This window comes from Streptomyces sp. NPDC048297, from assembly GCF_043201585.1.
Taxonomy (GTDB): Bacteria; Actinomycetota; Actinomycetes; order Streptomycetales; family Streptomycetaceae; genus Streptomyces.
On sequence record NZ_JBICZA010000004.1, the window covers coordinates 71,422 to 95,293 of the forward strand.

Consider the following 23,872-nt stretch of genomic DNA (forward strand, 5'->3'; position numbering starts at 1 on the left):
CGCCTGGTTGTCTACGGATGCCCCCGTGCCGCCATCACGCCGTGGGGACGTGCGTTGCCCGCGCAGTCGGCGTCCGCGGAGCCGCCTGGGCGTTGGCGGTGCGTGCGGGCGTCGGCGCGTTGGAGACGGACGACGGCGTCGAGTCCGCCGCCGGGGGCCGCCTCCAGGGTGACCTCGCCGTCGGCGGCGCGGGCGAGTTGCCGGACCATCGGCAGGCCGAGGCCCGTGCCGTCGTGGTCGGTGTCGGGGGCCCGCCAGAACCGGTCGAACGCCTTGTGGCGTTCCGCCTCGGACATGCCGGGTCCTTGGTCGATGACATGCAGTTCGGCCATGGCAGGCGTACGACCGCCCTCTCCCGGGGCGGTGGCGGTCGCCAGGGTGATGGCGGTGCCGGGCGGTGCTGCGCGCAGGGCGTTGGAGAGCAGGTTGTCGATGATCTGCTCCAGTGCTCCGGGAACCGCCCGTACGCGAACGTCCGTTGCCGCGTCGGCGACGACGATGCCGACCCGCTGTTCGTCCGCGAAGGCCGCCCAGATGGCGGCGCGATCGGCGACGACGGCGCCGAGATCGACCGACTCCGGTCTGATCGCCGAGTTCTCCAGCCTGGCGAGCGCCAGCAGCCCCTGCACCATACGGCCGAGTCGCTCCACCTCTCCGAGCGCCTGGTCGAGGCTGTCCTGGGCGCAGGGGGCGAGGTGCGGTTCGAAGTTCTCCAGACGCAGACGCAACGCGGTCAGCGGGGTCTTCAACTGGTGCGACACCTCTGAGGCGAACGCCTGCTGAGCCTGGAGCAGATGCTGGAGCCGGCTCGCGGTCTTCGTGAACGACGCGGCGAGCCGCCGTAGCTCGGGCGGTCCGTGATCGGTGGTGGGCGGATCGGTGAGCCGGCCCTCGGCCAGCTGTGCCGTGGCGCGTTCCAGGGCCCGGACGGGACGGGTGAAGGAGCGGGCGAGCGCGAAGCCGATCAGGGCTCCGGCGGCCAGCACCCCCAGTCCGAGCGCGGCGAGAGCGATCCACGTGGCATGGACCTTCGCCTTGAGCGGGCCGAGCGCGTACACGGTCCTCACCACGCAGGGAACGGTGTCGTCGGAGCCGCCCGGCACGGTGACGAAGAGGACGTCGCCTCCCACTGACGCATCGCTGCGGGTACCCGCGACGGGGTGATCGCGCAGCGCCGTGGCGATGTCCGGCTCGGCGGACACGTTCCTGCCGACCAAGGCCTGGGCCTGGGCCGCGGAGTCGGCGAGGACGACACCGTTGGTGCCGACGACGGACACGCGGCTGCCCGTACGGCGTCCGTAGGCGCGGGCCAGTCCGGGCAGGTCGGTGGACAGCCCGTGCTCCATCTTCTCCTCGCAGACCTCGGCAAGTGTCAGCGCACCTTGTTGCGCCGTGTGGGTGAAGCGGGACAGCTCGCTGCGGGCGTAGAAGACACCGAACGGCACTTCGAGGACGAGCAGAACGAGCAGCATGAGGCTCAGGTGGCTGAGCAGGAGGCGACGAGTCACCGGGGCCGCCCACCGCAGGCCTGCACGGCGGCGGTCACCGCGTCCGGCGCAACATCTGACATGGGGTCCGCCCCCGCATCTGTCCGGGCGTCCGACACGGCGTCGGCATGTGCCGGTGGGACCAGCCGGAATCCGATGCCGCGGATGTTCTCGACCCAGGAATGGTCGCCGAGTTTGCGCCGCAGCGCGGCAATGTGGACGTCGAGGGTCTTGGTGGGGCCGAAGTAGTCCGGTTCCCACGCCGTGTCGAGGATCTGCCGGCGGGAGAAGACGGCTCCGGGGTCTTCCGCGAGGCAGGTGAGCAGGTCGAATTCCTTGGGGGCCAGGGCGACGGGCGCCTGGTTCAGGTGTACCTGCCGGGTACGGCGGTCGATGGTCAGCGGGCCGACCCGCTGGACGTCGGGCTTTCTGGGGTGGCCCGCCAGGCCGTCCGACGGGCCGTCCGAAAGACCATCCGAACGGCCCGGTTCCTCACCGGAGGACTCCATCACGCCCGGACGGGTGCGGCGGGTGACGGCACGGATCCGGGCGACGAGTTCCCGCACGCCGAACGGCTTCGACACGTAGTCGTCCGCGCCCATCTCGAGACCGAGCACCCGGTCCACCTCGTCGCCTCTGGCCGTGATCATGATGATCGGCACCGACGAGCGGGCTCGGAGCGCACGGCAGACGTCGATGCCGTCCATGTCGGGCAGCCCCAGATCCAGAAGCACCATCGCCGCCCCGGTTGCCGCGAGTCCGTCGGCTCCTCTTCTGGCGTGCTCCACGGTGAACCCGAATCGGTGCAACCCCTCCATCAACGGTCCGGCCACCCGGTCGTCGTCCTCGATCAGCAAGACACGCATGCCCAAAGGCTCACAGACTTTCGCCGAAGTACGTGACGCAAACGCCGGAACCTCCCCCGAGCCGGTGATCTCTTCTTCGCCGTCGACCGGGTCCACCACCGATGGCGCAACTACTCGGGCACAAGGCGATGGCCGCATCCCGCACATCGACAGCGCGGAGCAAGGAAAGAGTTAAGAGATTCGAACGCCGGGTGGGCCGGACCCCAGCCGGAAATCATCACGTACCCATCATTCAGCCGTCATTCAGCAGGAGTTGATGACCACTCCGGACTCAGCCGTCCTTCAGTGCAATCGAAAACAGATCCAGGGCCACGTCGGATTGACACCCTCAGCCGCGTGGGAATCCGCCGCGGACCGGGAAGGTAAGACCCTTCATCGAACACTTACGGGAACTCCCCTGTATTCGTCCTGGCAATCCGCTTGATCGGCTTCCCGTAGCGTCGCTTGCATCGCCGGTGCCGGTGGAGCACCGAGCAACCAGCACCCCCACGAACACCTGGGACATCCATGCCCATCGATGAACTGCGACGCACACGCCCGGACCTGGTGGAACCCTTCACGACCGCGCTCCCCGGGGCTCGGGCCACCGTGCTGGGCCGCCTGTGGGGCGCCTTCTCACGGGAGCCCGTGCCCGGTGTGGCCGGGCACCACCAGGATTCCGACACCCTCACGGTCGAACTGCGGCAAGGGGGCTCACTGTTCGGGCCCCGGGCCGGCGCACTGCCGTTCGCGGTCGTGCCCGAGGACTTCACCGTCTCCGGCGCGGATGGGCCGATCAGCGATCCTGCCGCCTTGCTCGCTCAGCTGGGCCCGCCCACCCCCGCCGCGGAGCGGCTCGCCGCCGAGCTCGACAACAGTGTCGTCAACCTGGCCCTCGCCCGCGCCGCGAACGCCGCCCGCGTCCCGGCCCCACCCGACAACTCGGTGGACGCCGAGCAGGCGGTGGTCGACGGGCACCCGCAGCACCCCTGCTGCCGGACCCGCACCGGCATGTCGGTCACCGAGGTGCTCGCCTACGCGCCGGAACACCGTCCCGTGATCCGTCTCGCGCTCCTCCCCGTCCCGGCAGACCGCTGGCAGAGCGCCGGCAGCTGGCCGCGGGAACTGCGTGACGGTGACACCGTCCTCGTACCGATGCACCCCTGGCAGCGCGACCATGTGCTTCAGCGGCACCCGGACCTCACCGTCGTGCAGGAGACGATCGCGGCCCGGCCGCTGCTGTCGCTGCGCACCCTGGCACCGCTCGACGTCCTGCGGGACTGCCACATCAAGACGGCGCTCGACGTGCAGGTCACCAACTACCGGCGCACCATCTCCCCCGCCGAGGTCGCCGACGGGCCCCCGCTGTCCGATCTGGTGGCGGCTCTCGTCGACAAGGCCGGATACGGCGACAGCCTTCGCGTCCTGCGGGAGTTGGGCGGCGGCGCGGCGCGGGTGGACGGGCAGCCCTCGGCGAGCCTGGCGGCGATGATCCGGGAGTCGACCGAGCGCCACCTCGACGCCGGGGAGGTCGCCGTCCCGCTCACCGCCGTCCATGCGACGGGAGCGACCATGATCCCGGGAGATCCGGTGCGCTGGATCGCGGACTTCGCCGGACTCGTGCTGCCACCCGCGCTGACGTTGTTGTCGATGGGGGCGGCGCTGGAGGCGCACGGCCAGAACACCCTGGTGGTGCTGCGCGGCGGGCGGCCGGTGCGGGTGCTGTACCGGGATCTGGACGGCGTACGCGTCAGCCCGCGCCGCCTGGCCCGGAGCGGCTTCACGCTGCCGCCGTTGCTCGGTTCGCGCGCGGGCGACGACATGGACGCGCTGCGCACCAAACTCTTCGGCGGCCTCGTCAGCGGAGTCTTCAGCGAGCTGGTCGCCGTCCTGAGCCGGACACGCGGAGCCGATCCCCGAGCGCTCTGGGGCGCGGTGGCCGAGGTCGGCCGCCAGGTGTACGCCGGCCTGCCGGACCGGGAGGACGACGCCGCGGCGTTCTTCGCCGACGCGATGCCGCTCAAGGCGACCATCGCCATGCGCCTGTCCGACAACCCGGGCAAGGCGCTGTGGACACCCGTTCCCAACCCCCTGGCGCGCTTCCGCTGACCGCCACGCCCTCTCCCCGTACGCCCCTCACCTCCTGGAATCCGGCACGTCCCCCCGCAGTCCCACTGGAGTGACCGCATGACCACCGACACTGCCCCCCACACGCGGATCGCCGACGCAGGCACCCCGGGCACGACGACAAGCACCAAAGACCCCATGAGCCTCACGGACCCCGCGAGCCCTACAAGCCCCAAAGGCCCCACGGGTCTCACAGACCCCCCCGCAAGCCTCACAGACCATGGAAGCCCCGCAAGCCCCACCGCAGGCCTTGCCTCAACCATGCCCGCCTCGGCCCCCGAGCCGCTGCGCACCGCCGACGCCGTCACCGCGTACACGCTGCTCAACTGCCTGATCCGCGAGGTGTCCGCGCCCGAGCACCAAGTGACGGTCGACGACGACCACTTGCTCCTCCGCCTGCCCCGCCGGGGCCTCCTGCTGCGCTGCCGGCTGCGCCGCGTCTCGCTGATCGGGGCGCACCGCTTCCAGGGCCCGGTGCAGCGGTTCGACGGTTCGACCTGGGTGAACGTGGGCTGGCAGGAACTGGCCGGCTTCATCCAGGGTGAGCTGGAACTGCGCACGGGCGTCGCCAACGAGGAGTTCCTGGCCCAGGTCACCGACAGCCGCGAGACGATCCGCACCACACTGGAACAGCGGACCGACTCCGTGCCGCACCCGGACCCGTACGTGGCGTCGGAGCAGTCCCTGGTGTTCGGGCACCGCTTCCACCCCAACCCGAAGGCCCGCACCGGCGAGCCGGTGGACTGGCTGGCGTACGGCCCGGAGACCGGCGCCCGCTTCCCCCTGCGCTACCTGGCCGTGCGCCGCCATCTCGTGCGTCAGGAGGGCGAGTTGTACGAGCTGGACGCGCTGTGCCCCGCCGCCGAGCCGGGCTTCGCGATACTGCCGGTGCACCCCTGGCAGTACCGGCTGCTGCAAAATCACGAGCGGCTGCGCGCGGCGGTGGCCGCCGGCGACATCGTCGAAACCGCGGTGAGCGGACCGGAACTGGTGCCGACCGCATCGGTCCGCACGCTGTACGACCCCGCCACCGACACCTTCCTGAAGTTCAGCCTCAACGTCCGCCTCACCAACTGCGTCCGCAAGCACGCGAGTTATGAGCTGACGGGTGCTGTCGCCCTCGACAGGCTGCTCCAGCCGCTGTTCGCCGGACTCGCCGGCCGTTTCCCCGGCTGCACACTCCTGGCCGAGCCCGGCTACCGCACGCTCGACACCGAGGGCGATACGGCGCTGCTGGAGGGCCTCGGTGTCATCGTCCGCTCCGGCCTGCGCCACCACCTGCGTCCCGGTGTGACTCCCCTGCTCGCCGCCGCCGTTGCGGACGAGTACCCCACGAGCGCCGCCCATGTCTCCCATCTGCTCGCCCTCGGGGACGGTGACGTCCTGGCCTGGTGGGACGCGTACCTCGGGCTGCTGCTGCCTCCGGTCCTGGCGGCCTACTTCGAGCATGGCGTCGTCCTGGAGCCCCACCTGCAGAACGTCGTCGTCGGTGCACACGCCGACGGCACCCCGGCGCAGATGTTCTTCCGCGACCTGGAAGGCACCAAGCTGCTGCCCGCACACCACCGGCGCTTCCTCGACGGCCTGCCCGAGGACGTCCGGGTCGCCCTCACCTACGACGCCGAGCGGGGCTGGAACCGCGTCGCGTACTGCCTGCTGGTCAACCACTGCGCCGAGATGCTCGGCGCCCTGGCGGACCTCGCCCCGACGCTGGAACCCGCCCTCTGGGGCCTGGTCCGGGACCATCTCGGCGCCTGCGCCCGTGCCGCGGGCGATCCGCCTCAACTGCGCGCGCTGCTGTCCGGCGTGCCGCTGCCCGCCAAGGCCAACCTCCTTCTGCGCTGGGCGCGCAAGGCCGACCGGCACGCCACCTACGTCCCGCTGCCCAGCCCCCTGGGCGCCGACTTCCCCCGCGAGGTGATCCGGTGAGGCCCGCCCTGCTCGACCACGTCGGCCGGCTCAAGGACGACGAACTGCCCGCCTACGTCTACGATCTGCCCGCGCTGCGTGAGCACGTCCAGGCCATCCGCGCAGCACTGCCGAAGCGCGTCGAGCTGCTGTATGCGGCCAAGGCCAACTCCGATCCGCTCGTCCTGCGGACGCTGGCAGGGCACGTCGACGGGTTCGAGGTGGCCTCCGGCGGTGAACTGAGCCATGTCCGCGCGCTCTTTCCTGACATCCCGGTCGCCTTCGGAGGGCCGGGCAAGACGGAGGCAGAACTGACTCAGGCTCTGGATGCCCGAGTGGAGCGCCTGCATGTCGAGAGCGAGCAGGAACTGCGGCTGCTCACCAGCGTGTTGGGCGACCGGTCCGTCGACGTCCTGCTGCGCGTCAACCTGTCGGTCGACATCGGCCAGGTCGCCCTCGCGATGGGTGGGCACGCAAGCCCCTTCGGCATGGATCCCGTCCAGCTCGACCGCTGCCTGAACGTGCTCGCCGCCGAGCCGCGCGTCCGGCTGCGCGGCCTCCACCTCCACCTGGCCAGCGGACTGCGGGCGAGGAACCAACTCCGCCTGATCGACAAGGTCCTGGACTGGGCCCGGGACTGGGCCGGTCAGCGCGGAATCACCCTGGCCGAGGTCAACGTCGGAGGGGGAATGGGCGTCGACTACACCCGGCCGCAGGAGGTCTTCGACTGGGCCGGCTTCGGCGCGGGGCTGCGCCCGATCCTGGCCCGCCACCCTCATGTGCGGATCCGGATCGAACCCGGCCGCTCGGTCACCGCCTACTGCGGCTGGTACGTCAGCGAGGTCCTGGACATCAAGTTCAGCCGAGGGCAGGCCTTCGCCGTGCTGCGCGGAGGCACCCATCATCTGCGCACCCCGGCCGCGAAACAGCACAGCCAGCCCTTCGAGGTGATCCCGGACGACGTCTGGCTCCGGCCCTGGGACCGTCCGCAGGCGCACGACGAGCCGGTGACGGTGGTCGGACAACTGTGCACACCGAAGGACGTCCTGGCGCGACGGGTCATGGTCGACCGGCTGCGCGTCGGCGACCGGGTCGCCTTCGCCCTGGCCGGCGCCTACGCGTGGAACATCTCCCACCAGTCGTTCCTGATGCACCCCCGTCCGACCTTCCATCACCTGGACGACGCGGAGGTACCTGCCCCGGACCCGTACGTCCGTCAGATGTCATGAGCGCGGGCCCCCGGAGACCGGTGACGGACACACTTACCGTCCGGAACTTCCGCCGGTACCTGCTGGGGCAGTTGGTCTCCAACGTCGGCACGTGGATGCAGCGTGCCGCCCAGGACCTGCTCGTCCTCCACCTCACCGGCGGCAGCGGCAGTGCGGTCGGCATCGTGACCGCACTGCAGTTCCTGCCACAGACCCTGTTCGGCCTGGCCGGGGGCGTCCTCGCCGACCGGTGTGCCAAGCGACGGATCCTGCTCCTCACCCAGTCGGCCATGACCGTGCAGTCGCTCCTGCTCGGCCTGCTGACCGTCACCGGGGCCGTGAACCTGCCGTCCGTCTACGTGCTGGCCTTCGCGCTCGGCACCGCCACCGCCCTGGACAGCCCCGCCCGCAACTCCTACATCTCCGAGTTGGTCGCCCGCGGGCGCGTGGCCGCCGCGGTCAGTCTGAACGCGGCCCAGTTCAACGTGGCCCGCGTCCTCGGCCCCGCCCTCGCAGGCCTGACCGTCGCGGCCTTCGGCACGGGCCCGGTGTTCCTCGTGAACGCGGCCACATATCTGGCGGTGTTGTACGGCCTGATCACCATCCGTCCAGGCGAGCAGGGCGAGTCGGGCCGGCCGGACCACCGGGCCGGACCGCGCTCCCGAGGCGCTGCGCCGCCGCGCCCCGCACGACTGCGCGACGCCTTCCGCGCCATCACCTCGACACCGGAACTGCTCCTCCCGATCACTCTCATCGCCTTCGTCGGCACCTTCGGCCTCAACTTCCAGGTCACGATCTCGCTCGTGGCCGTCACGGTCTTCCACACAGGCGCCGCCGCCTTCGGATACCTCTGCGCCGCCTACGCCGTCGGCAGCCTCGTCGGCGCGATCTACGGGGCGAGCCGCGCGCAGCCTCCCGACACCCGGGTTCTGATCACGAGCACGATCGTCTTCGGGGTGCTGGAGGCCGCGCTGGGTCTGATGCCGGGCTACGGCACGCTCATGGCCCTTCTCGTCCCCACCGGCTTCGCCGCGGTGATCGTCACCAGCACCGCCAACGCGCTGACCCAGCTCCATGCCGACCCGCACCTGCGCGGCCGCATCATGTCCGTCTACTTCCTCGTCCTTCTCGGCGGCACCCCCGTCGGCGCCCCGCTGGTCGGCCTGGTCTCGGACACCCTCGGCGCCCGGTCGAGCCTGTTCCTCGGCGGCCTCGTCTCGGCCTCCTCCGCGCTCGCGATCCCCGCCCTGGTCACCGGCCGCGCCCGACGCCGCGTCACCCACGTGGTGAACGAGCCTGTCCCGGACGGCCTGCGGAACTGATGGATCTCCGCCGGCGTCATGACGTTCGTGACACAGGGTGGGAGCACGATGGGTGAGGAGCCGACATGGCCGGAGCTTCTGCTGACCTTTGTTGTCGCGGGTGCCGTTCCGGTCGTCGTCGGAGGAGCGGTGGTCGTTTCGCTCGTCGGACTGACGATGTGGGTGACGGCACCACTGCGGCGACGCCGGCGTTCACGCTCCGCTGACGAGCCCCATGGGTGATCGCCACCCGCGACAGGGCGCCGTGACGGCCCTGTCGATTCACTCGTCCGTGTGGTTACCGCGTGCCGCTCCCGCCGACGCGGCCACCACGCACAGCACCGCGATCCACTGCGACGGGCGCAGCGACTCCTGGAGGACGACGAGCCCGATGAGGGCGGCCATCGCGGGTTCGAGGCTCATCAGGATGCCGAACACCCGCGGCGGGATCCTGCGTAGTGCTTCCAGATCCAGCGAGTACGGGATCACCGACGACAACAGCGCCACGCCGAGCCCCGCGAACAGCACCCACGGCTGAATCAACGCCGCGCCGCTGTCGGCCACGCCGAACGGCACAGCCACCAGTGCCGCGACGGCCATTCCCAGGGCCAGCCCATTGCCTTCCGTGGTGTGCCGGCCCAGCGCCGCGCCGACGAGGATGTACAGGCCCCAACAGGTTCCCGCGGCAAGGGCGAACAGAAACCCGACCACGTCGAGGTCGCCGCGCCCCTCCATGAGCAGGACCACACCGCCTGCCGCGAGCACGGCCCAGAAGGCGTCCAGCCATCGTCTCGACCCGGCCAGGGCCACCACCAGCGGCCCAAGGAACTCGGTGGTCACCGCGATCCCCAGCGGGATACGGGCCAGTGCCAGGTAGAAGCACAGGTTCATCAGGCCGAGGGTCACGCCGTAGCCGAGCACCACGGTCCAGGTGCGACGGTTCATGCGCAGCGACGGCCGCCACAACAGCATCAGCACCGTCGCCGCGAAGAACAGCCTCAACGCGACCGTCCCGAAGCTGCCCACTTCACTGAACAGGTGCTTGGCCAATGCCGAGCCGACCTGAACACTGACAATGCCGAGCAGTACCAGCGCCGTCGGCGGGATCGCGCCGAAGGCTTGACCCACCCGCGCGGTCGGAGAAAAGCGGGAGGACGGGCCGCGTTCCGTCCTGCCGACGTTCATGGTCGCCACGCATGGATTGTCAACGATCGGACGTCACGTGTCACATGCTTTTCGCCAGGGCCAGTAGGATCCTGAAACCTGCCTCGAAACAGCAGTGGCGGCGAAGCAACCGAAGCGGGAGTACTCGTCGATATGCGCGGACGTCCACGTCATGAACCCGATACTCCCCGCATGTCGAGGCACGACTGGTGGGGCGTCGTCCTTGAGGCGCCCGATCCAAAGGCGCTGGCACGCTTCTACTCGGAGCTGCTGGGCTGGGAGATCACCAGGGAGGACTCGGACGGTGCGGCCATTTCCCCGCCTGAGGGAGTGGCCTATATCGCCTTCCAGTTCTCGGAGGGGTACGTTCCTCCGGTCTGGCCCACCCAGGAAGGCGCCCAGCGGATCACCATGCACCTCGACTTCGAAGTCGTCGATGTGCGGTCGGCCGTCGCTCACGCCCTCGAACTCGGCGCACGAGAGGCCGATCACCAACCGCAGGACAACGTCCGGGTGTTGCTCGACCCGGCCGGTCATCCGTTCTGCCTCTACATGGACGGCAACGACTAGGGAAGCCGCGAGTGCGCGGCTCCCGCGGCCGCAAGCCCTCCCCCTGGCCGAGTGGCAACAGTCGGCCGAGGCTTCCCACCGGCTCACGATCTACGGAGAAGAAGATGTCCGAAGGCACCACCACCGCCACCGAGTTGGCGTCGCATTACATCAGCCAGGTTGCCGGCGACCTGGACCACAACGTCAAGGAACAGGAGCGCATCACAGCGGAACTCGCCGCACTGCAAGAGCAGTTGGCGACGCTGCAGCGCGACCACGCGGTGCTGGTGAGCATGCAGCAGGCACTCGGTGTCGGAACGCTGGACACCGAGCCGGCGAGCGTGACCGGGAGTGCTGTGCCTGCGCCCAGGAAGAAGGCCACGACCGGTACCGACACATCTCGGCAGGAGAAGAAGGCCACCACCGGGCAGCCCAAGGCCGACAGGCAGCCGGCGAAGAAGTCCGCGGACAAGAAGGGGACGACGAAGGAGGTGACGAAAGGCACCGCGAAGGGGGCGATGAAGGGGAGCACGAAGGCTGCGATGAAGGACGCCACGAAGGGGACTCAGCCCACGCTGATCCATCTCATCCACCTCCACCTCACCGAGCAGAACGAACCCCGCTCGGCGGCCGAGGTCTCCGAAGCGCTCAGCCATGCGCACCCCGACCGCACCATCGCGACCACTGTCGTCCGTACGAGCCTCGAAACCCTCGTCGCCAAGAGCCTCGCCCAGCGGACCAGGCAAGGCAGGTCCGTCTTCTACACCGCCACCCACACCCCGGATCCGGCACCGGCACAGACACCGGCCCCCACGGACACGGACGACGCCCAGCCCGAGACCGCCGCATAGCGAGGGACTGCCGGATCCCGGTCGACGGCCGGTGCGGTCGCTGAGGTCGCCGCGATCGTTACGGTCGGGCCGTCGGAGTCGGTTCGCTGCTGCCCGTCGCCCCCGTGCGGGGAGACACCCGTGCGACAAGGAACGGCGGGCAGGCTCGCTCAGTAGCGGTCGAGGATCAGCTGTGTCTTGAGCACGTCTCCGCGGTAAAGCCAGCCCTTTCCGCTGGCGACCGCGATGGCGTCGTTGTGGAGTTTCGCGGCGTCGGTGTAGTTGTCGGCCTTGAACGACAACTCGACGACGTATTCGGTGCCGGTCCCGGCGGAGTTCTTCACGGGCAGTACCTCGATGCCGGCGTCGTCGGACGACTCCCACGCACCCGACCAGACCTGTGAGGTCACCGGGCCGTGGGCGCGGGAGACCTGCAGGGTGTCGGAACCCCAGTTGTGGTAGAGCCAGTCGTCGAGTTTGCCCGGGATCTCGTTGACGAGCCAGGATCGCCCGGTGCTGCCGACCGGCATCGAGGTGCCGGAGTAGCCACTGGCGCTGTGGCTCTTCTCGTTGCTGAAGCTCAGGGTCTGCTTGGCGTAGCCCCAGTCCACCTGGGCGTCGTAGTTGGTGTCACTACTGTCGAGTCCCTCGGCGTTCGCCTCGTCCAGGGCGGCGTCGATGTCACCGTTGGCCACGGCGAAGCGCTTCTTGTAGGACTCCTCGAAGTCCGATCCCGACTTGTGCCGGAGCCGGACGTCCCAGCCCTGCGCGTTGAGGTCCAGCGCGTCGGTGTCGAAGTACATGTAGGAACGCGCCTTGGCGGAGCCCGTGATGCCGAAGGCCGCCTTCACCGCTGAGGTGGGAGCGTGCGAAGCGTCCAGCGCCGCCGTCGTGAGGTCGATCTTCACCTCGTACGTCGGCACGGCATTGGCGTCGGCGAACGCCGGAGTCGCGGGAGCCAGGACGGCGAAGGATGCGGTGAGCGAGACAGCCAGGCCGAGCGCGGACGCGGTCAGCGAGCGACGCGCGGAAGATGTGTTCAGCATGCCGGACAACGTGCCCCTGACCGGTGATCAGCACATGGTCGCCGGGCGTGGTCCGCATGAAGCGGAGACGTCGGACAGGTCGCCGCGTGTCCTGCCGCATCACGTCCACTCAGGCGGGGTCCGCCGGGCCGTGTCCTGCCGGGCAGCACCGACCCCGTGCGCCACTACTTCCGGACGAAGCCCACCGGAGCGCTTACACCCAGCCTCACGACGGGACGTCCACCGCTTCCACCGCTTCGACGAGCGAGGCCAGTTCGGGGTTCTTGGCGGCTTGGTCGAGCGCCTCGCGCAGGGCCGCGTCGTTGGTCGGTCGCGCTTCGGCCAGGAGTTCCAGGCCGGCTTCGGTGACGTTGGTGTAGATGCCGCGGCGGTCGGTCGGGCACAGGTACCGGGCGAGCAGGTGACGGTCCTCCAGGCGCGTCACCAGGCGGGTCGTCGCGCTCTGGCTGAGAACGACCGCGTCGGCGACCTGCTTCATCTGCAGGTGCCCGCCCTCGTCGTCGTGCTGCCGGCTGAGTACGTCGAGCAGCGAGTACTCCCGGACGCTGAGGTCGTGCTTGGACTGCAGGGCGCGCTCGATGTGCGCCTCGATCTTGCTGTGCAGGAGGGAGAGGGCACCCCACCCGTTGGCGAGGGCGGTGAGTGCGGGATCCGTGGCGGTCATGGGGTCCGGGTCTCCTTCCAGGTGTGACTGACCCCCAGGATACGCCATCAAGTGAAATATTGCCTAGGGCACATATAGAGCCAGCGCAAGCATCGTCCACCCGCCCCGACCGGGGGCAATGGAAAACAAACCGGACCACGCCCACGACCCGCGCTTGCATTTATAGCGCGTGCACAACTATTATCGAGGCATGCAAGGCGCTCGTTCAAGCAATCACAGAAGGGCTCAGCCCATGCCCCTCGCACTCCTCGCCCTGGCTGTCGGGGCCTTCGGCATCGGCACCACCGAATTCGTGATCATGGGGCTGCTGCCCGAGATCGCCGCCGACTACGGGGTCTCGATCCCCACGGCGGGTCTGCTGGTCACCGGTTACGCCCTCGGCGTCGTCGTCGGCGCGCCGCTGCTGACGGTGCTCGGCACCAAGGTCAGCCGCAAGCGGATGCTCATGCTGCTCATGGCCCTGTTCGTGTTCGGCAACGTGCTCTCCGCCCTCGCCCCGACCTTCGGTCTGATGCTGACCGGCCGTGTGGTCGCCTCGCTCGCGCACGGCTCGTTCTTCGGTATCGGGTCCGTCGTCGCCGCCGATCTGGTCGCCCCGGAGAAGAAGGCCGGCGCCATCGCCACGATGTTCACGGGACTGACCATCGCCAACATCGTGGGTGTCCCGCTGGGCACGTTCATCGGACAGGCCACGGGCTGGCGCACCACCTTCGTCGTCGTCGCCGGGCTCGGCGTGGTCGGGCTGCTCGGTGTCGCCAAGCTCGTGCCCGCCGCCCCCCGGCCCGAGGGCGCGCACCTGCGCCGGGAGCTGACGGCGTTCCGCAACCCGCAGGTGTTGCTCGCCATGGCGATGACGGTGCTCGGTTTCGGCGGTGTGTTCGCCGCGATCACCTACATCGCGCCGATGATGACCCACGTCGCCGGCTACTCCGACGGGGCTGTCACCTGGCTTCTGGTGCTGTTCGGCGCCGGCATGTTCCTCGGCAACCTGCTCGGCGGGCGCTACGCCGACCGCGCGCTGATGCCGATGCTGTACGTCACCCTCGGCGCTCTCGCCCTCGTGCTCGCGCTGTTCACCTTCACCGCGCACAGCAAGATCCTCGCCGCGATCGCCATCCTCCTGATCGGGGCGCTCGGATTCGCCACCGTGCCGCCGCTGCAGAAGCGCGTACTGGACCAGGCCCACGGCGCACCCACACTGGCCTCGGCCGTCAACATCGGCGCGTTCAACCTCGGCAACGCGCTCTCCGCCTGGCTCGGCGGCATCGTCATAGCCGCCGGATTCGGCTACACCTCCCCGAACTGGGTCGGCGCCGTCCTCGCCGCCGTCGCGCTCGTCCTGGCCTTCTGGTCGGCCGCTCTGGAGCGCCGCACCCCCACGGCCGAGCCCGTCGGCGCCGCCGCCCGGACGCCTGTCCACCACTGACTCCCCCTCCCGTTCATCTCCTCCATCGAAAGCACCGAGGGAAAGCACCATGAGCACCACCGCTGTCACTTCGCCCCGCACCGCCGTCACCCCGCTCAGTACCGCGGACGCCGAGATCCTGATCGCGGCGGCGCGCCGCGCCGCCCGGGCGGCCGGGGTCGCGGTCAGCATCACCGTCCTCGACGCCGGCGGCCATCCGCTCGCCTTCCGCCGTGACGACGAAGCGGTCCTGATCTCCGGGGAGACCAGCACCCGCAAGGCCTTCACCGCCCTGCAGTTGAACGCCCCGACGGCCGACCTGGTCGACCTCGTCAAGCCCGACGGGCCCTTCCACTCCCTGCCCACCGCGCTCGACCGGCCACTGCTGTTCATCGCCGGCGGCGCCCCCGTCCACCGCGAGGGCCGCCTGATCGGCGCGATCGGCGTCGGTGGCGGCGCCCCCGAGCAGGACCACTCGTTCGCCATCTCCGCACTGAAGGAACTCACCTGATGACCCGCACCCCGCGGGAGGTCTTCGCCGACCACGGGACCCGCCTGGGCACCGGCGACCTCGACACCTTCGTCTTCCGCGACGGCCTCATCAGCGCCCAGACCGTCCGTCACACCCTCTCCCCCGTACCGCCTGAAGGAGCGCTCCGCGAAGGCGTCGAGACACTGCGCGCCGCCTGGCGCCATGGCCCGCTGCGACTGCCCCGGGCCGACCTCGGCCTGGACCGGCAGTTGGAGGTCCTCCCCAAGCCGGTGCATACGACGGGGATCCCGATCGCAGTCGCCGGAGGCGCACAGCAGACACCCGAGTGGGTCGCCGAGCATGCCGACGCCTCCCTCAACTACCCACGTGAACCGGGCGCGTTGCGGCTGAAGACCCGTGAGTGGCAGCAGCGCACCGGGGGCGGCAAGCCGTACCTCACGCCCATGGTGCTGGCCCTCCAGGACGACGCCGACGCCCCGGCCCGCCCCATCCGGCTGGGCCTCAGCACCGGCCGCAAGGCCCTGCTCGACCACCTGAACACGATGGCGGACCTGGGCGTCGCTCACGTCTCCTTCAACCTGCGCCCCAACGACCGCCCCGTCGACGAGGTGCTGCACGAGCTCGCCGAGAACGTCCTGCCCCACTTCCCCACGCCTCGGGCCACGCCGCACACGGAAGACATACGACCGGCCGCTCGGGCCTCGTAGAACTTTCTCGGCGGACACCCTTGCATTACCACGCGCTCGCAATTATTGTTAATGAGTGTAAGCAGCTCATGCAAATCATGCGAGCGCCGCTCACCCCGGGCGGACACCCCGCTTCACACCCCGCACTCCGACTCCGTCGATACAGCCATCGACTCCTACAGGTACCCCTCCCCCACACGCCTCACCCCCCACGTCAGGAACCCCCTGACACCGAGGCATCGAACGAAAAGGCTCCATCATGTCCCTCAAGAAGCTCCTCCCCGGCAAGCTCGGCTTCGGCACCGCCCCGCTCGGCAACATGTTCCGCGCGATCCCCGACGAAGAGGCCGCCGCCACCGTCGAGGCCGCCTGGGACCAGGGCGTCCGCTACTACGACACCGCCCCGTTCTACGGCGCCGGCCTCGCCGAGTCCCGCCTGGGCGCGGTCCTGTCCACCAAGCCGCGCGACGCCTACGTCCTGTCGACCAAGGTCGGCCGCGTCGTCCTCGACGAACGGGAGGACGGCGACCGCGACCTCGGCGAGAAGGGCGGCCTGTTCGAGCACGGCAACCCCAACAAGATGCTGCACGCATGGACGGCCGAGGCCACCGAGCGCTCCATCGAGGACAGCCTCAAGCGCCTCGGCGTCGACCGGCTGGACATCGTCTGGGTGCACGACATCGCCCAGGACTTCCACGGCGACCTGTGGCTCAACAAGTTCGAGGAGGCCCGCACCGGCGCCTTCCGCGTCCTGTCCCGGCTGCGTGACGAGGGCGTCATCAAGGCCTGGGGACTCGGCGTCAACCGCACCGAGCCCATCGAGCTGACCCTGGCCCTCGACGAACCGCAGCCCGACGGCTTCCTCCTCGCCGGCCGCTACACCCTCCTCGACCACGAACACGCCCTGGAGCGCCTGCTTCCCATGGCCCAGGAGCAGGACGTCGACATGGTCGTCGGCGGCCCCTACAGCTCCGGCGTCCTCGCCGGCGGCACCCACTTCGAGTACCAGCAGGCCCCGAAGGAGATCACCGAGAAGGTTGCCCGCCTGAAGGCCCTGGCCCAGAAGCACGGCATCTCCATCAAGGCCGCCGCCCTCCAGTTCTCCCTCGCCCACCCGGTCGCCGCCGCGGTCGTCCCCGGCGCCACCCGCCCCAGCCGGATAGCCGAGGACGTCGCCGCCCTCACCGAGAGGGTCCCGGCCGCGTTCTGGACCGAGGTGCGCGCCGCCGGCCTGGTCAGCCCGGCCGCCCCGCTGCCGGGCGACGCCTGATCCCCACCCCGAGACCCTCAGGGAGGCGCGTCCGGGCTGTCGTCAGATCCGGACCCGCTACCGGGCCGTCGTCACGACTGCCGTCCGCCTCCCGGCGGGGCCGCCTTCAGGTCGGCGAGCAGCTCCGCCTGGCCCGCCAGGACGCCGGACAGGATCGAGCGCGCCACCCGCAGCAGTTCGGCCACTTCGGGGCTGGCCAGGGAGTAGTACACGTTCGAACCTTCCTTGCGGGTGCGCACCAGGTTCGCCCGTCGCAGCACGGCCAGTTGCTGGGACAGGTGCGCGGGTTCGATCCCGACCTCGGGCAGCATCTCCGCGACCGCGTGCTCACGCTCGCTCAGCAGCTCCAGGACACGGATGCGAGCCGGGTGGCCGAGGGTTTTGAAGAACTCGGCCTTCAGCTGGTACAGCGGCGTACTCATCCGGCGGTCCTCCCCTCGGCACGGCGCGGCCCCACCGGCCGGACCACTCGGCATCGCGTCCACCCACTCGTAAGGAACATGCGCCCCATCCTCGCCTGTGACACGGGCAGAACCGAACCCGCATCGGGGAAACGGCCCCCGGACCGGGCGGCGGGAGGTCGGTTCAGGCCTTCTTGACCACGCTGGACTTCAGCTGCATGGCGCCGAACCCGTCGACCTTGCAGTCGATGTCATGGCCGTCGCTGCCGTCGACGAGCCTGATGTTGCGCACCTTGGTGCCCGCCTTGATGCCGGTCGGGCTGCCCTTGACCTTGAGGGTCTTGACCACGGTCACGGTGTCGCCGTCGGCGAGCACGTTGCCGACCGAGTCCTTGACGACCTTGTCACCGCTCGCGTCGCCAGGAGTGTCGGACGCCGACCACTCGTGTCCGCACTCGGGACACACGAGGAGGGCACCCATCTCGTACGTGTACGGGCCAGAGCACTTCGGGCAGGCGGGAAGCGTTTCACTCATGGGACCAGTGTCTTTCTCTCGGTAGGCCGACGCGAAGGCCGGGTGGGGATCACGTCGTAGGCGATGCGGGTTCGAAGCTCGGGGCTCGCGTCGAAATCGACGCGGTGGTCGGGGCGAAGTTTGATGCGCGGGTCAGGATGCGGGTGAGACCGGGGTCAGGCGGGCCAGCCGTCGGTGCGCCACTCCTGGTGCACCTCCACCGGCTCCGAGGGTTCCCGGCGTTCCCGGCCGTGGGCGGCGAGGGCGGCGCTCAGGTCGCAGTGAACCGGAATGTCGGGGCAGTCGGCGGCCGGTACCAGTGAGCCGTCGGCGGGGATGGCGGCCAGTTCCAGGCTCCGCCCGCTGTCGGCGAGGCGGCGTGCGGCCTCGGTGATGGCCAGCTGGCCTTCGGCGGACCAGTTGCGCAGCCCGGTCAGGTCCAGGACGACCGGCCCGGTGCCGCGTGCGACGACCCAGCCGATCGCGCCGGTGAAGCGGCGCACCGCGTCGGGGCCGAGATAGCCGGCCACGGAGAGGATGCCGAGATCCTGCTCGATGGTGTAGCGCCAGTCGATGGTCATGGGGGAACTTCCCGTGGGGCGGGGCGGGGCAGGGCGAGGCAGAGCAGGGCAGGGCTGGACAGGCGGGGCTGAGGTCACAGGGGCAGGGTGATCCAGATGGTCTTGCCGCTGCCGTCGGCGTCGCCCCGGGTGACCGCGGTGCCGCCCAGACCGAGCACGAGCTCCATGACCGTGCCCAGGCCCCCATTGCCGGTGCCGGTGCCGGTGCCGGTGCCGGTGCCGGTGCCGGTGCCGGTGCCGGTGACCGACGCGTACAACAGGGGCTGGTAGGGGTGACGGTCGTGGACGCCGAAGGCGAAGCAGTCGCGGCCCGCGGCGTAGATGACGGTGACCTGCGGGGAGAGGGCCGCGGCGTGCCGGACGCTGTTGGTGACCAGCTCACTCAGGATCAGCAGCGCCGGACCCACGGTGGGGTGCCGCAGTCCGACGCCCCATTCCACCAGGGTCTGCTCAGCGGTCGCGCGGGCCACCCGTACAGCCGCCGGTACGGCGTCGAGGGTCAGCACATGGCGGTGCGGCAGCGCCTCCTGCTGGGTGCTCATCGCTCCCCCACCCCCCGGACGAGCCGGAAACCCGTCACCGTCTGGGGGTGGACGCGGACGACGGCGTCGTGCGGGCCATGCGTCCAGCCGGGCAGCGTGCGGCGGTAGTGGGCGGCCTCGTCCGGATCGGTGATCACATCGACCGGTCCGGTCGCGGTCACGGTCCAGCCGGTGCCGGTCCCGGCCTGGACGTCGTCGACCTGGTAGGTCGCGGTCGGCGGAACGGCGGCCGTCTGGAGGGGGGTGCGCACGATCAGCCGGCCGTACTCCCACACGTGTCGGGCGGGGCGAACGACGGTCGTCTCACGCTGCACGAAGACCAGTCGCCCCAGCTCCGCGGCCTGCAGCAACCACAGTGCCTCCGCGCCGGAGACCTCGACCATGCGCGGGGTGGGGAAGGAGGTGGTCATCGGACTGCTTCCTCGCTGGCGGCCGTGTTCTTCGGGCTGTTCTTCGGGCTGGTCCGCCGGGCGGGGACGGCGGGCAGGACTCCGGCCACCTCCAGGTGGTCGCGGGCGGCGGCGATCGCCTCGGGCGTGGTGGCGTACTCGCGTCCCTCGTGCCGCAGCAGTTCCAGGGCGCCGACGGAGTCGAGGACCTGCCGCTGACCGGGCCGTATGCCGGAGGCCAGGACGAGGATGCCGCGCCGGTTCAGCTTCTGCACCGCGTCCTTGAGGACGAGGGCTCCGGTGGCGTCCATCGTGGACACCCGGGACATGCGCAGGATCACGACCCGGACGTCCGCGATCTCGGCCAGCTCCAGCAGGAAGCGGTGCGCGGCGGCGAAGAACAGCGGCCCGTCGATGCGGTAGGCCACGATGTGCTCGGCCAGCAGCACATGTTCCTCGGCCGTGTGATCACCCCGGTCGAGCGGCACCTGGTCGAAGCGGGCCTGCTTGGCCACCGCGCGCAGGGCGAGGGCGCCCGCGACGACCAGGCCGATGATCACCGCGTAGACCAGGTCGAGGGCCAGCGTCGCGACCGCGGTCAGGACGAGTATCAGCGCGTCCGAGCGCGTGGCCTTGGCCATGGCCCTCAGCGAGCCGACCTCGACCATGCGGACCGCGGTCGCCAGCAGGACGCCGGCCAGCGCCGCCAGCGGGATCTTCGAGACCAGGGGCGCCGCCGCGAACACGATCACCGCGAGTACGGCGGCGTGGGTGAGGGCGGCGAGCCGGGAGCCCGCGCCCGTGCGGACGTTGACCGCGGTGCGGGCGATGGCGCCGGTGGCCGGGACACCGCCGAACAGCGGGGCGGCGATGTTGGCGAGCCCCTGGCCGAGCAACTCCCGGTCCGGGTCGTGCCGTTGGCCCACCGTCATCGCGTCGGCGGCAGCCGCGGACATCAGCGACTCCAGCGCCGCCAGCGCGGCGACCGCCACGGCCGGTGCGAGCAGCGAACCGAGCGAACCGAGGTCGAGGAAGGACAGGGAGGGCGCGGGAAGTCCCGCGGGCAGGTCACCGATCGGCTTCACGTCCAGGTGGGCGACCTGGGCCACGGCCGTCGCGGCGATCACGGCGACGATCGAGAACGGCACGGCCGGCCGCAGACGCACGCCGGCCAGCATGAGTACGACCACGCAGGCCGCGAGGGCGACGGCCGTCCAGTTCGGGGCGTTCACGAACTCCTGGAGGGCGTGCCAGGTGACGACGAGGACCTTGTCGCCCTCGGGCTTGGAGACACCGAGTGCGTTCGGCACCTGCTGGAGGCCGATCACCGCGGCGATGCCGAGCGTGAAGCCCTCGATGACGGGCGCCGGCACGTACTGCATGTAGCGCCCGGCCCTGAGCGCGGCAAGGACGACGAGCATCGCACCGGCCATCAGACCCACCGTGAGCACGGCGGTCGGACCGTACTGGGCGACGATGGGCACCAGGACGACCGTCATCGCACCGGTCGGCCCCGACACCTGGAGGTTCGACCCGCCGAACACGGCGGCCAGCGCGCCGGCGACCACCGCGGTCGCCAGGCCCGCTTCGGCACCCAGCCCGGACGACACCCCGAAGCCGAGGGCGAGCGGCAGCGCCACGATGGCCACGGTGAGGCCGGCGAGCAGGTCCCGCCGCGGATCGCGGCGCATCTGCGCCAGGTCGGCGTGGGAGGGCAGCAGTGAGGTGGTCCGGGCGCGAACCGCCCGTGCGAAGGACGTGCTCACGACGCGGTGACCCCGGCTTCCCGCAGCTCGGCGAGCAGCTCGGACCGCCCGGCGAGCATCTCGGTCAGGATCCGCCGCGCGGCCCGCATCAGGTCGGCGACGTCGCCGCCCGCCAGCTCGTAGACGACGGTCGAGCCCCCACGGGTGGACGTGACGATCCCCGAACGGCGCAGCACCGCCAGCTGCTGGGACAGGCTGGAGGGCTCCACCTCGATGGCGGCCAGCAGATCACGCACCGGCATCGGCCCGTCCTGCAACAGCTCCAGCACCCGGATCCGCACAGGGTGTCCCAGCATGCGGAAGAACTCCGCCTTCGCCTGATACAGCGGAACCGACACGAACCCTCAGCTTCCCTGGCAGGCCCCTGCTCGGGGGCACACGGACAGATGCTGTGCCCCCGGATACCTGCGAGCACAGCAAACACAGCATCTAACCAATTGCATAATTTCGCAATTCAGATATCCGTTGGATGCCGCTGTGCGGAGCCCGCGAGCCGTGACGGGGTGGCGGCGTGGCGTGGTGGCGGGGTGACGGCGAAGGGGTCAGGCGAAGGGGTCAGGCGATTTCGATGCCGCGTACCGGCACCGCCTCGGCTCACGCGCGCGGTGCAGCCGTTTCGGACAGCGGCGCAAGCCCGACGCACCGCTGTGGCCGTACCGTGGCCCCAAGAGCCACCACGGCGCCCGGGGCGCGCGACAACTCGCCTACACCGCGTAGGAGAACACCAGCACGGCCACCGAAAGCGCCAGCATGCCGAGGCAGTTGAGCCAGAACTCCTGCTTGAGGAAGCGTGCTCGGTAGTGGGCGTACGACGCGCACACGAAGTACCCGATGACAGCGACGTTCGTGGTGAACGCGACGCCCTCGTACGTGAGTCCGGCGAACAGCCCGATCGCCGCCATGAGCTTGATGACGATCAGGATCCACCACCAGTCACGCGGCAGCCGGACCCCGTCGAGACATCGCTGGATGAAGGCCGGCGGTCGCAGTGACATGACGGCGTCGCCGAAGAGCACAAGCGCCAGCAGAGCGGTGAGCCACCACGGCTGGGGTGTGCCGATCACGCTTCTCCTCCTTCACGGGCGATCACGAATCCGATCACCTCGCGCAGTTGGTCCAGGGCTTCCGACTCATGGAGGGCGCCGTGCGACACGGTCATGAGAATGCCGAGATACGAGAAGTAGGCGACCCGCGCACCGCGCTCGGCGTCGACGCCGCCCAGGCCCGTCCGCGTGAGCACCTCGGTGATCTCGGCGATCAGGGACAGCGCGAGGTTCTGGAAGATCGCCGAGTCGTGGGCTCCCCGCACGATGATCGCCGCGTACTGGCGCGAGAGTTCCTCGTCGAGCGCGAAGTACTGGATGAAGGGCTCGAACAGGGCCATGATCGCGCCCACCGCCGCACCCGCGGCCAGTGGCGCGGACGCCGCGCGCAGCTCATCCACGCGTGCACGGTGCACGGCGTCGATCCAGCCGTCGAAGATCGCGACGAGCAGTGCGTCCTTGTCGCCCACCGCCATCACCGATCCGGTGCTGACCCCCGCCTCGGCGGCGATCCGGCGGACCGTCGTGGCCCCGAAGCCGTGGTCTCGGAACAGACGCTCGGCCGTCGCCAGCACCTTCTGCCGCGTCGCCTCCCGCCGCTCCGGGCGCGACTGAACACGTTCACTGAACATGTTCAGCAAAGTATCGTGCGGCCTCCCCCGCACACAACTGCCCACCGGGGGAGTTCCCATGACGGCCCCTGGGGCTCTCGCCGACGACCCGAGGGTGCCGTCGGCGAGAGCCCCACAGGCTCGTCACAAACACCTCGCGCTACGCGGCGATGACGGCGACGCCCGTCCTGCCCCCGTCGATGTCCACCACGGTGCCGTGCACAAAACCGGCCTCGTCACTGGCCAGCCAGACCGCGGCGTGCGCGATGGCGTCGGGTGTACCGACGCCGCCCGCCGGGGTGCCCTTCATCATGATCTCGCCGGGGCCGGGCTCGGCCCCCTCTGGCGCCGGGGGCAGGATCACGCCGGGCGAGACGGCGTTCACCCGCACGCCCATCGGGCCGAACTCCGCGGCCCACGCCCGGGTGAGCGTCTCCATGGCCCCCTTGGTGGAGCTGTAGAGCCCGCCGGCGGGAACGCCCAGTCGCGCGATCCACGAGCCGAGGTTGATGATCACCCCGCCGCCGGCCTCCGCCATACCCGGGACGACGGCCGCGGTGAGGAAGAACGGCGCCTTCACGTTCACCCCGTACACCTTGTCGAACGTCTCCTCGTCGGTGCCGACGGTGCTGGGGGCCGGATAGATGCCGGCGTTGTTCACCAGGACGTCGATCCGCCCGCCCAGCGTCTCGCGCGCCCGGTCGGCCAGGTCCTGTGCGGCCTTCTTGCTGCCGTCGAGGTCCGCCGCCAGGAAGTCCGCCCGGCCGCCGGCCGCACGGATCCCTCCGACGACCCGCGCCCCGCGCTCAGCGTTGCGCCCGGACACAATGACATGGGCACCCTCGGCGGCGAAGGCTTCGGCGATGGCCTGACCGATGTTGCTGGTCGATCCCGTGACCAGCGCGGTCTTGTTCCGCAGTCGCTCACTCATGACGTGATCTCCCTTGTCTCGCGATGTGCGGACAACAGTGCGCCCCAAAAAATGGACCAGCAAGTCCAGTCTGGCGGTGACCGGATGGACTTGCCGACCCAGTACGGTGGA

Annotated in this window: 25 protein-coding genes; 10 read left to right on the forward strand and 15 right to left on the reverse strand. The window is 70.2% G+C overall.

The genetic code is table 11. From position 1 onward, the window contains the following. Positions 1 to 11: 11 nt before the first annotated feature. Both ACGFYV_RS05505 and ACGFYV_RS05510 read right to left on the reverse strand, forming a co-directional pair. Positions 12 to 1,508, reverse strand: a complete 1,497-nt coding sequence (locus tag ACGFYV_RS05505; protein ID WP_393877047.1) for a sensor histidine kinase — start codon at positions 1,506 to 1,508, stop codon at positions 12 to 14. After that, positions 1,505 to 2,353: a response regulator transcription factor gene (locus ACGFYV_RS05510; RefSeq protein WP_393877270.1), complete on the reverse strand. Its 849-nt coding sequence runs from the start codon at positions 2,351 to 2,353 to the stop codon at positions 1,505 to 1,507. The genes ACGFYV_RS05505 and ACGFYV_RS05510 overlap by 4 nt, the downstream gene beginning before the upstream one ends. Positions 2,354 to 2,860: 507 nt before the next feature. Here ACGFYV_RS05510 and ACGFYV_RS05515 point away from each other — a divergent pair. The 4 genes from ACGFYV_RS05515 (at position 2,861) to ACGFYV_RS05530 (ending at position 8,897) form a co-directional block, all read left to right on the forward strand. After that, a complete protein-coding gene (locus tag ACGFYV_RS05515) occupies positions 2,861 to 4,441 on the forward strand; it encodes an IucA/IucC family protein (RefSeq protein WP_393877048.1) in 1,581 nt (526 codons plus the stop codon). 279 nt (positions 4,442 to 4,720) lie between these two features. Beyond that, on the forward strand, positions 4,721 to 6,388 hold the full coding sequence (locus tag ACGFYV_RS05520) for an IucA/IucC family protein (RefSeq protein WP_393877049.1): 1,668 nt from the start codon (positions 4,721 to 4,723) through the stop codon (positions 6,386 to 6,388). Then, complete coding sequence (locus ACGFYV_RS05525) at positions 6,385 to 7,596, forward strand: type III PLP-dependent enzyme (RefSeq protein ID WP_393877050.1); 1,212 nt, start codon at positions 6,385 to 6,387, stop codon at positions 7,594 to 7,596. Before ACGFYV_RS05520 ends, ACGFYV_RS05525 begins: the two co-directional genes overlap by 4 nt. 20 nt (positions 7,597 to 7,616) lie before the next feature. Next, on the forward strand, positions 7,617 to 8,897 hold the full coding sequence (locus tag ACGFYV_RS05530) for an MFS transporter (RefSeq protein ID WP_393877051.1): 1,281 nt from the start codon (positions 7,617 to 7,619) through the stop codon (positions 8,895 to 8,897). 261 nt (positions 8,898 to 9,158) lie between these two features. Here ACGFYV_RS05530 and ACGFYV_RS05535 read toward each other — a convergent pair whose 3' ends face one another. Beyond that, positions 9,159 to 10,061 (reverse strand): DMT family transporter, encoded by a 903-nt coding sequence (locus ACGFYV_RS05535; protein ID WP_393877271.1) that lies wholly within the window; start codon positions 10,059 to 10,061, stop codon positions 9,159 to 9,161. A gap of 171 nt (positions 10,062 to 10,232) precedes the next feature. On the opposite strand from ACGFYV_RS05535, the gene ACGFYV_RS05540 reads away from it, so the two are divergent. Both ACGFYV_RS05540 and ACGFYV_RS05545 read left to right on the forward strand, forming a co-directional pair. After that, the gene (locus ACGFYV_RS05540) at positions 10,233 to 10,610 is read left to right on the forward strand and encodes a VOC family protein (protein WP_393877052.1); all 378 of its coding nucleotides are present in this window, start codon (positions 10,233 to 10,235) and stop codon (positions 10,608 to 10,610) included. 104 nt (positions 10,611 to 10,714) lie between these two features. Beyond that, a complete protein-coding gene (locus tag ACGFYV_RS05545) occupies positions 10,715 to 11,440 on the forward strand; it encodes a BlaI/MecI/CopY family transcriptional regulator (RefSeq protein ID WP_393877053.1) in 726 nt (241 codons plus the stop codon). A gap of 149 nt (positions 11,441 to 11,589) precedes the next feature. On the opposite strand, the gene ACGFYV_RS05550 is transcribed toward ACGFYV_RS05545, so the two are convergent. Both ACGFYV_RS05550 and ACGFYV_RS05555 read right to left on the reverse strand, forming a co-directional pair. Then, positions 11,590 to 12,465 carry a hypothetical protein gene (locus ACGFYV_RS05550; protein ID WP_393877054.1) on the reverse strand — a complete coding sequence of 292 codons (876 nt, stop codon included), beginning with the start codon at positions 12,463 to 12,465 and terminating at the stop codon, positions 11,590 to 11,592. Positions 12,466 to 12,670: 205 nt separating this feature from the next. Continuing rightward, positions 12,671 to 13,129, reverse strand: coding sequence for a MarR family winged helix-turn-helix transcriptional regulator (locus ACGFYV_RS05555; protein ID WP_393877055.1), 459 nt, complete (start codon positions 13,127 to 13,129; stop codon positions 12,671 to 12,673). Positions 13,130 to 13,361: 232 nt separating this feature from the next. Here ACGFYV_RS05555 and ACGFYV_RS05560 point away from each other — a divergent pair, with 232 nt between their 5' ends. The 4 genes from ACGFYV_RS05560 to ACGFYV_RS05575 all read left to right on the forward strand — a co-directional run bounded on the left by ACGFYV_RS05560 (position 13,362) and on the right by ACGFYV_RS05575 (position 16,983). Then, on the forward strand, positions 13,362 to 14,555 hold the full coding sequence (locus ACGFYV_RS05560) for an MFS transporter (protein WP_393877056.1): 1,194 nt from the start codon (positions 13,362 to 13,364) through the stop codon (positions 14,553 to 14,555). A gap of 49 nt (positions 14,556 to 14,604) precedes the next feature. Beyond that, positions 14,605 to 15,045 carry a heme-binding protein gene (locus ACGFYV_RS05565; RefSeq protein ID WP_393877057.1) on the forward strand — a complete coding sequence of 147 codons (441 nt, stop codon included), beginning with the start codon at positions 14,605 to 14,607 and terminating at the stop codon, positions 15,043 to 15,045. After that, the gene (locus ACGFYV_RS05570; protein ID WP_393877058.1) at positions 15,045 to 15,734 is read left to right on the forward strand and encodes a hypothetical protein; all 690 of its coding nucleotides are present in this window, start codon (positions 15,045 to 15,047) and stop codon (positions 15,732 to 15,734) included. Before ACGFYV_RS05565 ends, ACGFYV_RS05570 begins: the two co-directional genes overlap by 1 nt. A 238-nt stretch (positions 15,735 to 15,972) precedes the next feature. After that, positions 15,973 to 16,983, forward strand: coding sequence for an aldo/keto reductase (locus ACGFYV_RS05575; protein WP_393877059.1), 1,011 nt, complete (start codon positions 15,973 to 15,975; stop codon positions 16,981 to 16,983). Positions 16,984 to 17,054: 71 nt separating this feature from the next. Here the strand turns inward: ACGFYV_RS05575 and ACGFYV_RS05580 are convergent, their stop codons facing one another. From ACGFYV_RS05580 to ACGFYV_RS05625, 10 genes are all read right to left on the reverse strand, one after another. Further along, positions 17,055 to 17,405: an ArsR/SmtB family transcription factor gene (locus ACGFYV_RS05580; protein ID WP_393877060.1), complete on the reverse strand. Its 351-nt coding sequence runs from the start codon at positions 17,403 to 17,405 to the stop codon at positions 17,055 to 17,057. 163 nt (positions 17,406 to 17,568) lie between these two features. Beyond that, positions 17,569 to 17,919 (reverse strand): zinc ribbon domain-containing protein YjdM, encoded by a 351-nt coding sequence (locus ACGFYV_RS05585; RefSeq protein ID WP_393877061.1) that lies wholly within the window; start codon positions 17,917 to 17,919, stop codon positions 17,569 to 17,571. Between the two features lie 155 nt (positions 17,920 to 18,074). Next, positions 18,075 to 18,479, reverse strand: a complete 405-nt coding sequence (locus tag ACGFYV_RS05590; RefSeq protein WP_393877062.1) for an anti-sigma factor antagonist — start codon at positions 18,477 to 18,479, stop codon at positions 18,075 to 18,077. Positions 18,480 to 18,553: 74 nt separating this feature from the next. Beyond that, entirely contained in the window at positions 18,554 to 19,021 is a 468-nt protein-coding gene (locus ACGFYV_RS05595; protein WP_393877063.1) for an ATP-binding protein, read from the reverse strand. Further along, on the reverse strand, positions 19,018 to 19,431 hold the full coding sequence (locus ACGFYV_RS05600; protein WP_393877064.1) for a pyridoxamine 5'-phosphate oxidase family protein: 414 nt from the start codon (positions 19,429 to 19,431) through the stop codon (positions 19,018 to 19,020). The genes ACGFYV_RS05595 and ACGFYV_RS05600 overlap by 4 nt, the downstream gene beginning before the upstream one ends. Continuing rightward, positions 19,428 to 21,101, reverse strand: a complete 1,674-nt coding sequence (locus tag ACGFYV_RS05605) for a SulP family inorganic anion transporter (RefSeq protein WP_393877272.1) — start codon at positions 21,099 to 21,101, stop codon at positions 19,428 to 19,430. The genes ACGFYV_RS05600 and ACGFYV_RS05605 overlap by 4 nt, the downstream gene beginning before the upstream one ends. Before the next feature lie 71 nt (positions 21,102 to 21,172). Beyond that, positions 21,173 to 21,514 carry an ArsR/SmtB family transcription factor gene (locus ACGFYV_RS05610; RefSeq protein ID WP_393877065.1) on the reverse strand — a complete coding sequence of 114 codons (342 nt, stop codon included), beginning with the start codon at positions 21,512 to 21,514 and terminating at the stop codon, positions 21,173 to 21,175. Between the two features lie 366 nt (positions 21,515 to 21,880). Beyond that, positions 21,881 to 22,240: a DoxX family protein gene (locus ACGFYV_RS05615; RefSeq protein WP_393877066.1), complete on the reverse strand. Its 360-nt coding sequence runs from the start codon at positions 22,238 to 22,240 to the stop codon at positions 21,881 to 21,883. Beyond that, positions 22,237 to 22,851, reverse strand: coding sequence for a TetR/AcrR family transcriptional regulator (locus ACGFYV_RS05620; RefSeq protein WP_393877067.1), 615 nt, complete (start codon positions 22,849 to 22,851; stop codon positions 22,237 to 22,239). The genes ACGFYV_RS05615 and ACGFYV_RS05620 overlap by 4 nt, the downstream gene beginning before the upstream one ends. A gap of 139 nt (positions 22,852 to 22,990) precedes the next feature. Further along, complete coding sequence (locus tag ACGFYV_RS05625) at positions 22,991 to 23,761, reverse strand: SDR family NAD(P)-dependent oxidoreductase (protein WP_393877068.1); 771 nt, start codon at positions 23,759 to 23,761, stop codon at positions 22,991 to 22,993. Between the last annotated feature and the right edge of the window lie 111 nt (positions 23,762 to 23,872).

Excerpts from the sequence above, each read along its gene's own strand:
- ACGFYV_RS05555 (WP_393877055.1), bottom strand. The coding sequence starts at position 13,129 with ATGACCGCCACGGATCCCGCACTCACCGCCCTCGCCAACGGGTGGGGT.
- ACGFYV_RS05620 (WP_393877067.1), bottom strand. The coding sequence starts at position 22,851 with ATGTTCAGTGAACGTGTTCAGTCGCGCCCGGAGCGGCGGGAGGCGACG.
- ACGFYV_RS05520 (WP_393877049.1), top strand. The coding sequence starts at position 4,721 with ATGCCCGCCTCGGCCCCCGAGCCGCTGCGCACCGCCGACGCCGTCACC.
- ACGFYV_RS05550 (WP_393877054.1), bottom strand. The coding sequence starts at position 12,465 with ATGCTGAACACATCTTCCGCGCGTCGCTCGCTGACCGCGTCCGCGCTC.
- ACGFYV_RS05510 (WP_393877270.1), bottom strand. The coding sequence starts at position 2,353 with ATGCGTGTCTTGCTGATCGAGGACGACGACCGGGTGGCCGGACCGTTG.
- ACGFYV_RS05600 (WP_393877064.1), bottom strand. The coding sequence starts at position 19,431 with ATGACCACCTCCTTCCCCACCCCGCGCATGGTCGAGGTCTCCGGCGCG.
- ACGFYV_RS05545 (WP_393877053.1), top strand. The coding sequence starts at position 10,715 with ATGTCCGAAGGCACCACCACCGCCACCGAGTTGGCGTCGCATTACATC.
- ACGFYV_RS05625 (WP_393877068.1), bottom strand. The coding sequence starts at position 23,761 with ATGAGTGAGCGACTGCGGAACAAGACCGCGCTGGTCACGGGATCGACC.
- ACGFYV_RS05565 (WP_393877057.1), top strand. The coding sequence starts at position 14,605 with ATGAGCACCACCGCTGTCACTTCGCCCCGCACCGCCGTCACCCCGCTC.
- ACGFYV_RS05515 (WP_393877048.1), top strand. The coding sequence starts at position 2,861 with ATGCCCATCGATGAACTGCGACGCACACGCCCGGACCTGGTGGAACCC.
- ACGFYV_RS05575 (WP_393877059.1), top strand. The coding sequence starts at position 15,973 with ATGTCCCTCAAGAAGCTCCTCCCCGGCAAGCTCGGCTTCGGCACCGCC.
- ACGFYV_RS05585 (WP_393877061.1), bottom strand. The coding sequence starts at position 17,919 with ATGAGTGAAACGCTTCCCGCCTGCCCGAAGTGCTCTGGCCCGTACACG.
- ACGFYV_RS05590 (WP_393877062.1), bottom strand. The coding sequence starts at position 18,479 with ATGACCATCGACTGGCGCTACACCATCGAGCAGGATCTCGGCATCCTC.
- ACGFYV_RS05580 (WP_393877060.1), bottom strand. The coding sequence starts at position 17,405 with ATGAGTACGCCGCTGTACCAGCTGAAGGCCGAGTTCTTCAAAACCCTC.
- ACGFYV_RS05560 (WP_393877056.1), top strand. The coding sequence starts at position 13,362 with ATGCCCCTCGCACTCCTCGCCCTGGCTGTCGGGGCCTTCGGCATCGGC.
- ACGFYV_RS05605 (WP_393877272.1), bottom strand. The coding sequence starts at position 21,101 with ATGCGCCGCGATCCGCGGCGGGACCTGCTCGCCGGCCTCACCGTGGCC.
- ACGFYV_RS05595 (WP_393877063.1), bottom strand. The coding sequence starts at position 19,021 with ATGAGCACCCAGCAGGAGGCGCTGCCGCACCGCCATGTGCTGACCCTC.
- ACGFYV_RS05540 (WP_393877052.1), top strand. The coding sequence starts at position 10,233 with ATGTCGAGGCACGACTGGTGGGGCGTCGTCCTTGAGGCGCCCGATCCA.
- ACGFYV_RS05535 (WP_393877271.1), bottom strand. The coding sequence starts at position 10,061 with ATGAACGTCGGCAGGACGGAACGCGGCCCGTCCTCCCGCTTTTCTCCG.
- ACGFYV_RS05570 (WP_393877058.1), top strand. The coding sequence starts at position 15,045 with ATGACCCGCACCCCGCGGGAGGTCTTCGCCGACCACGGGACCCGCCTG.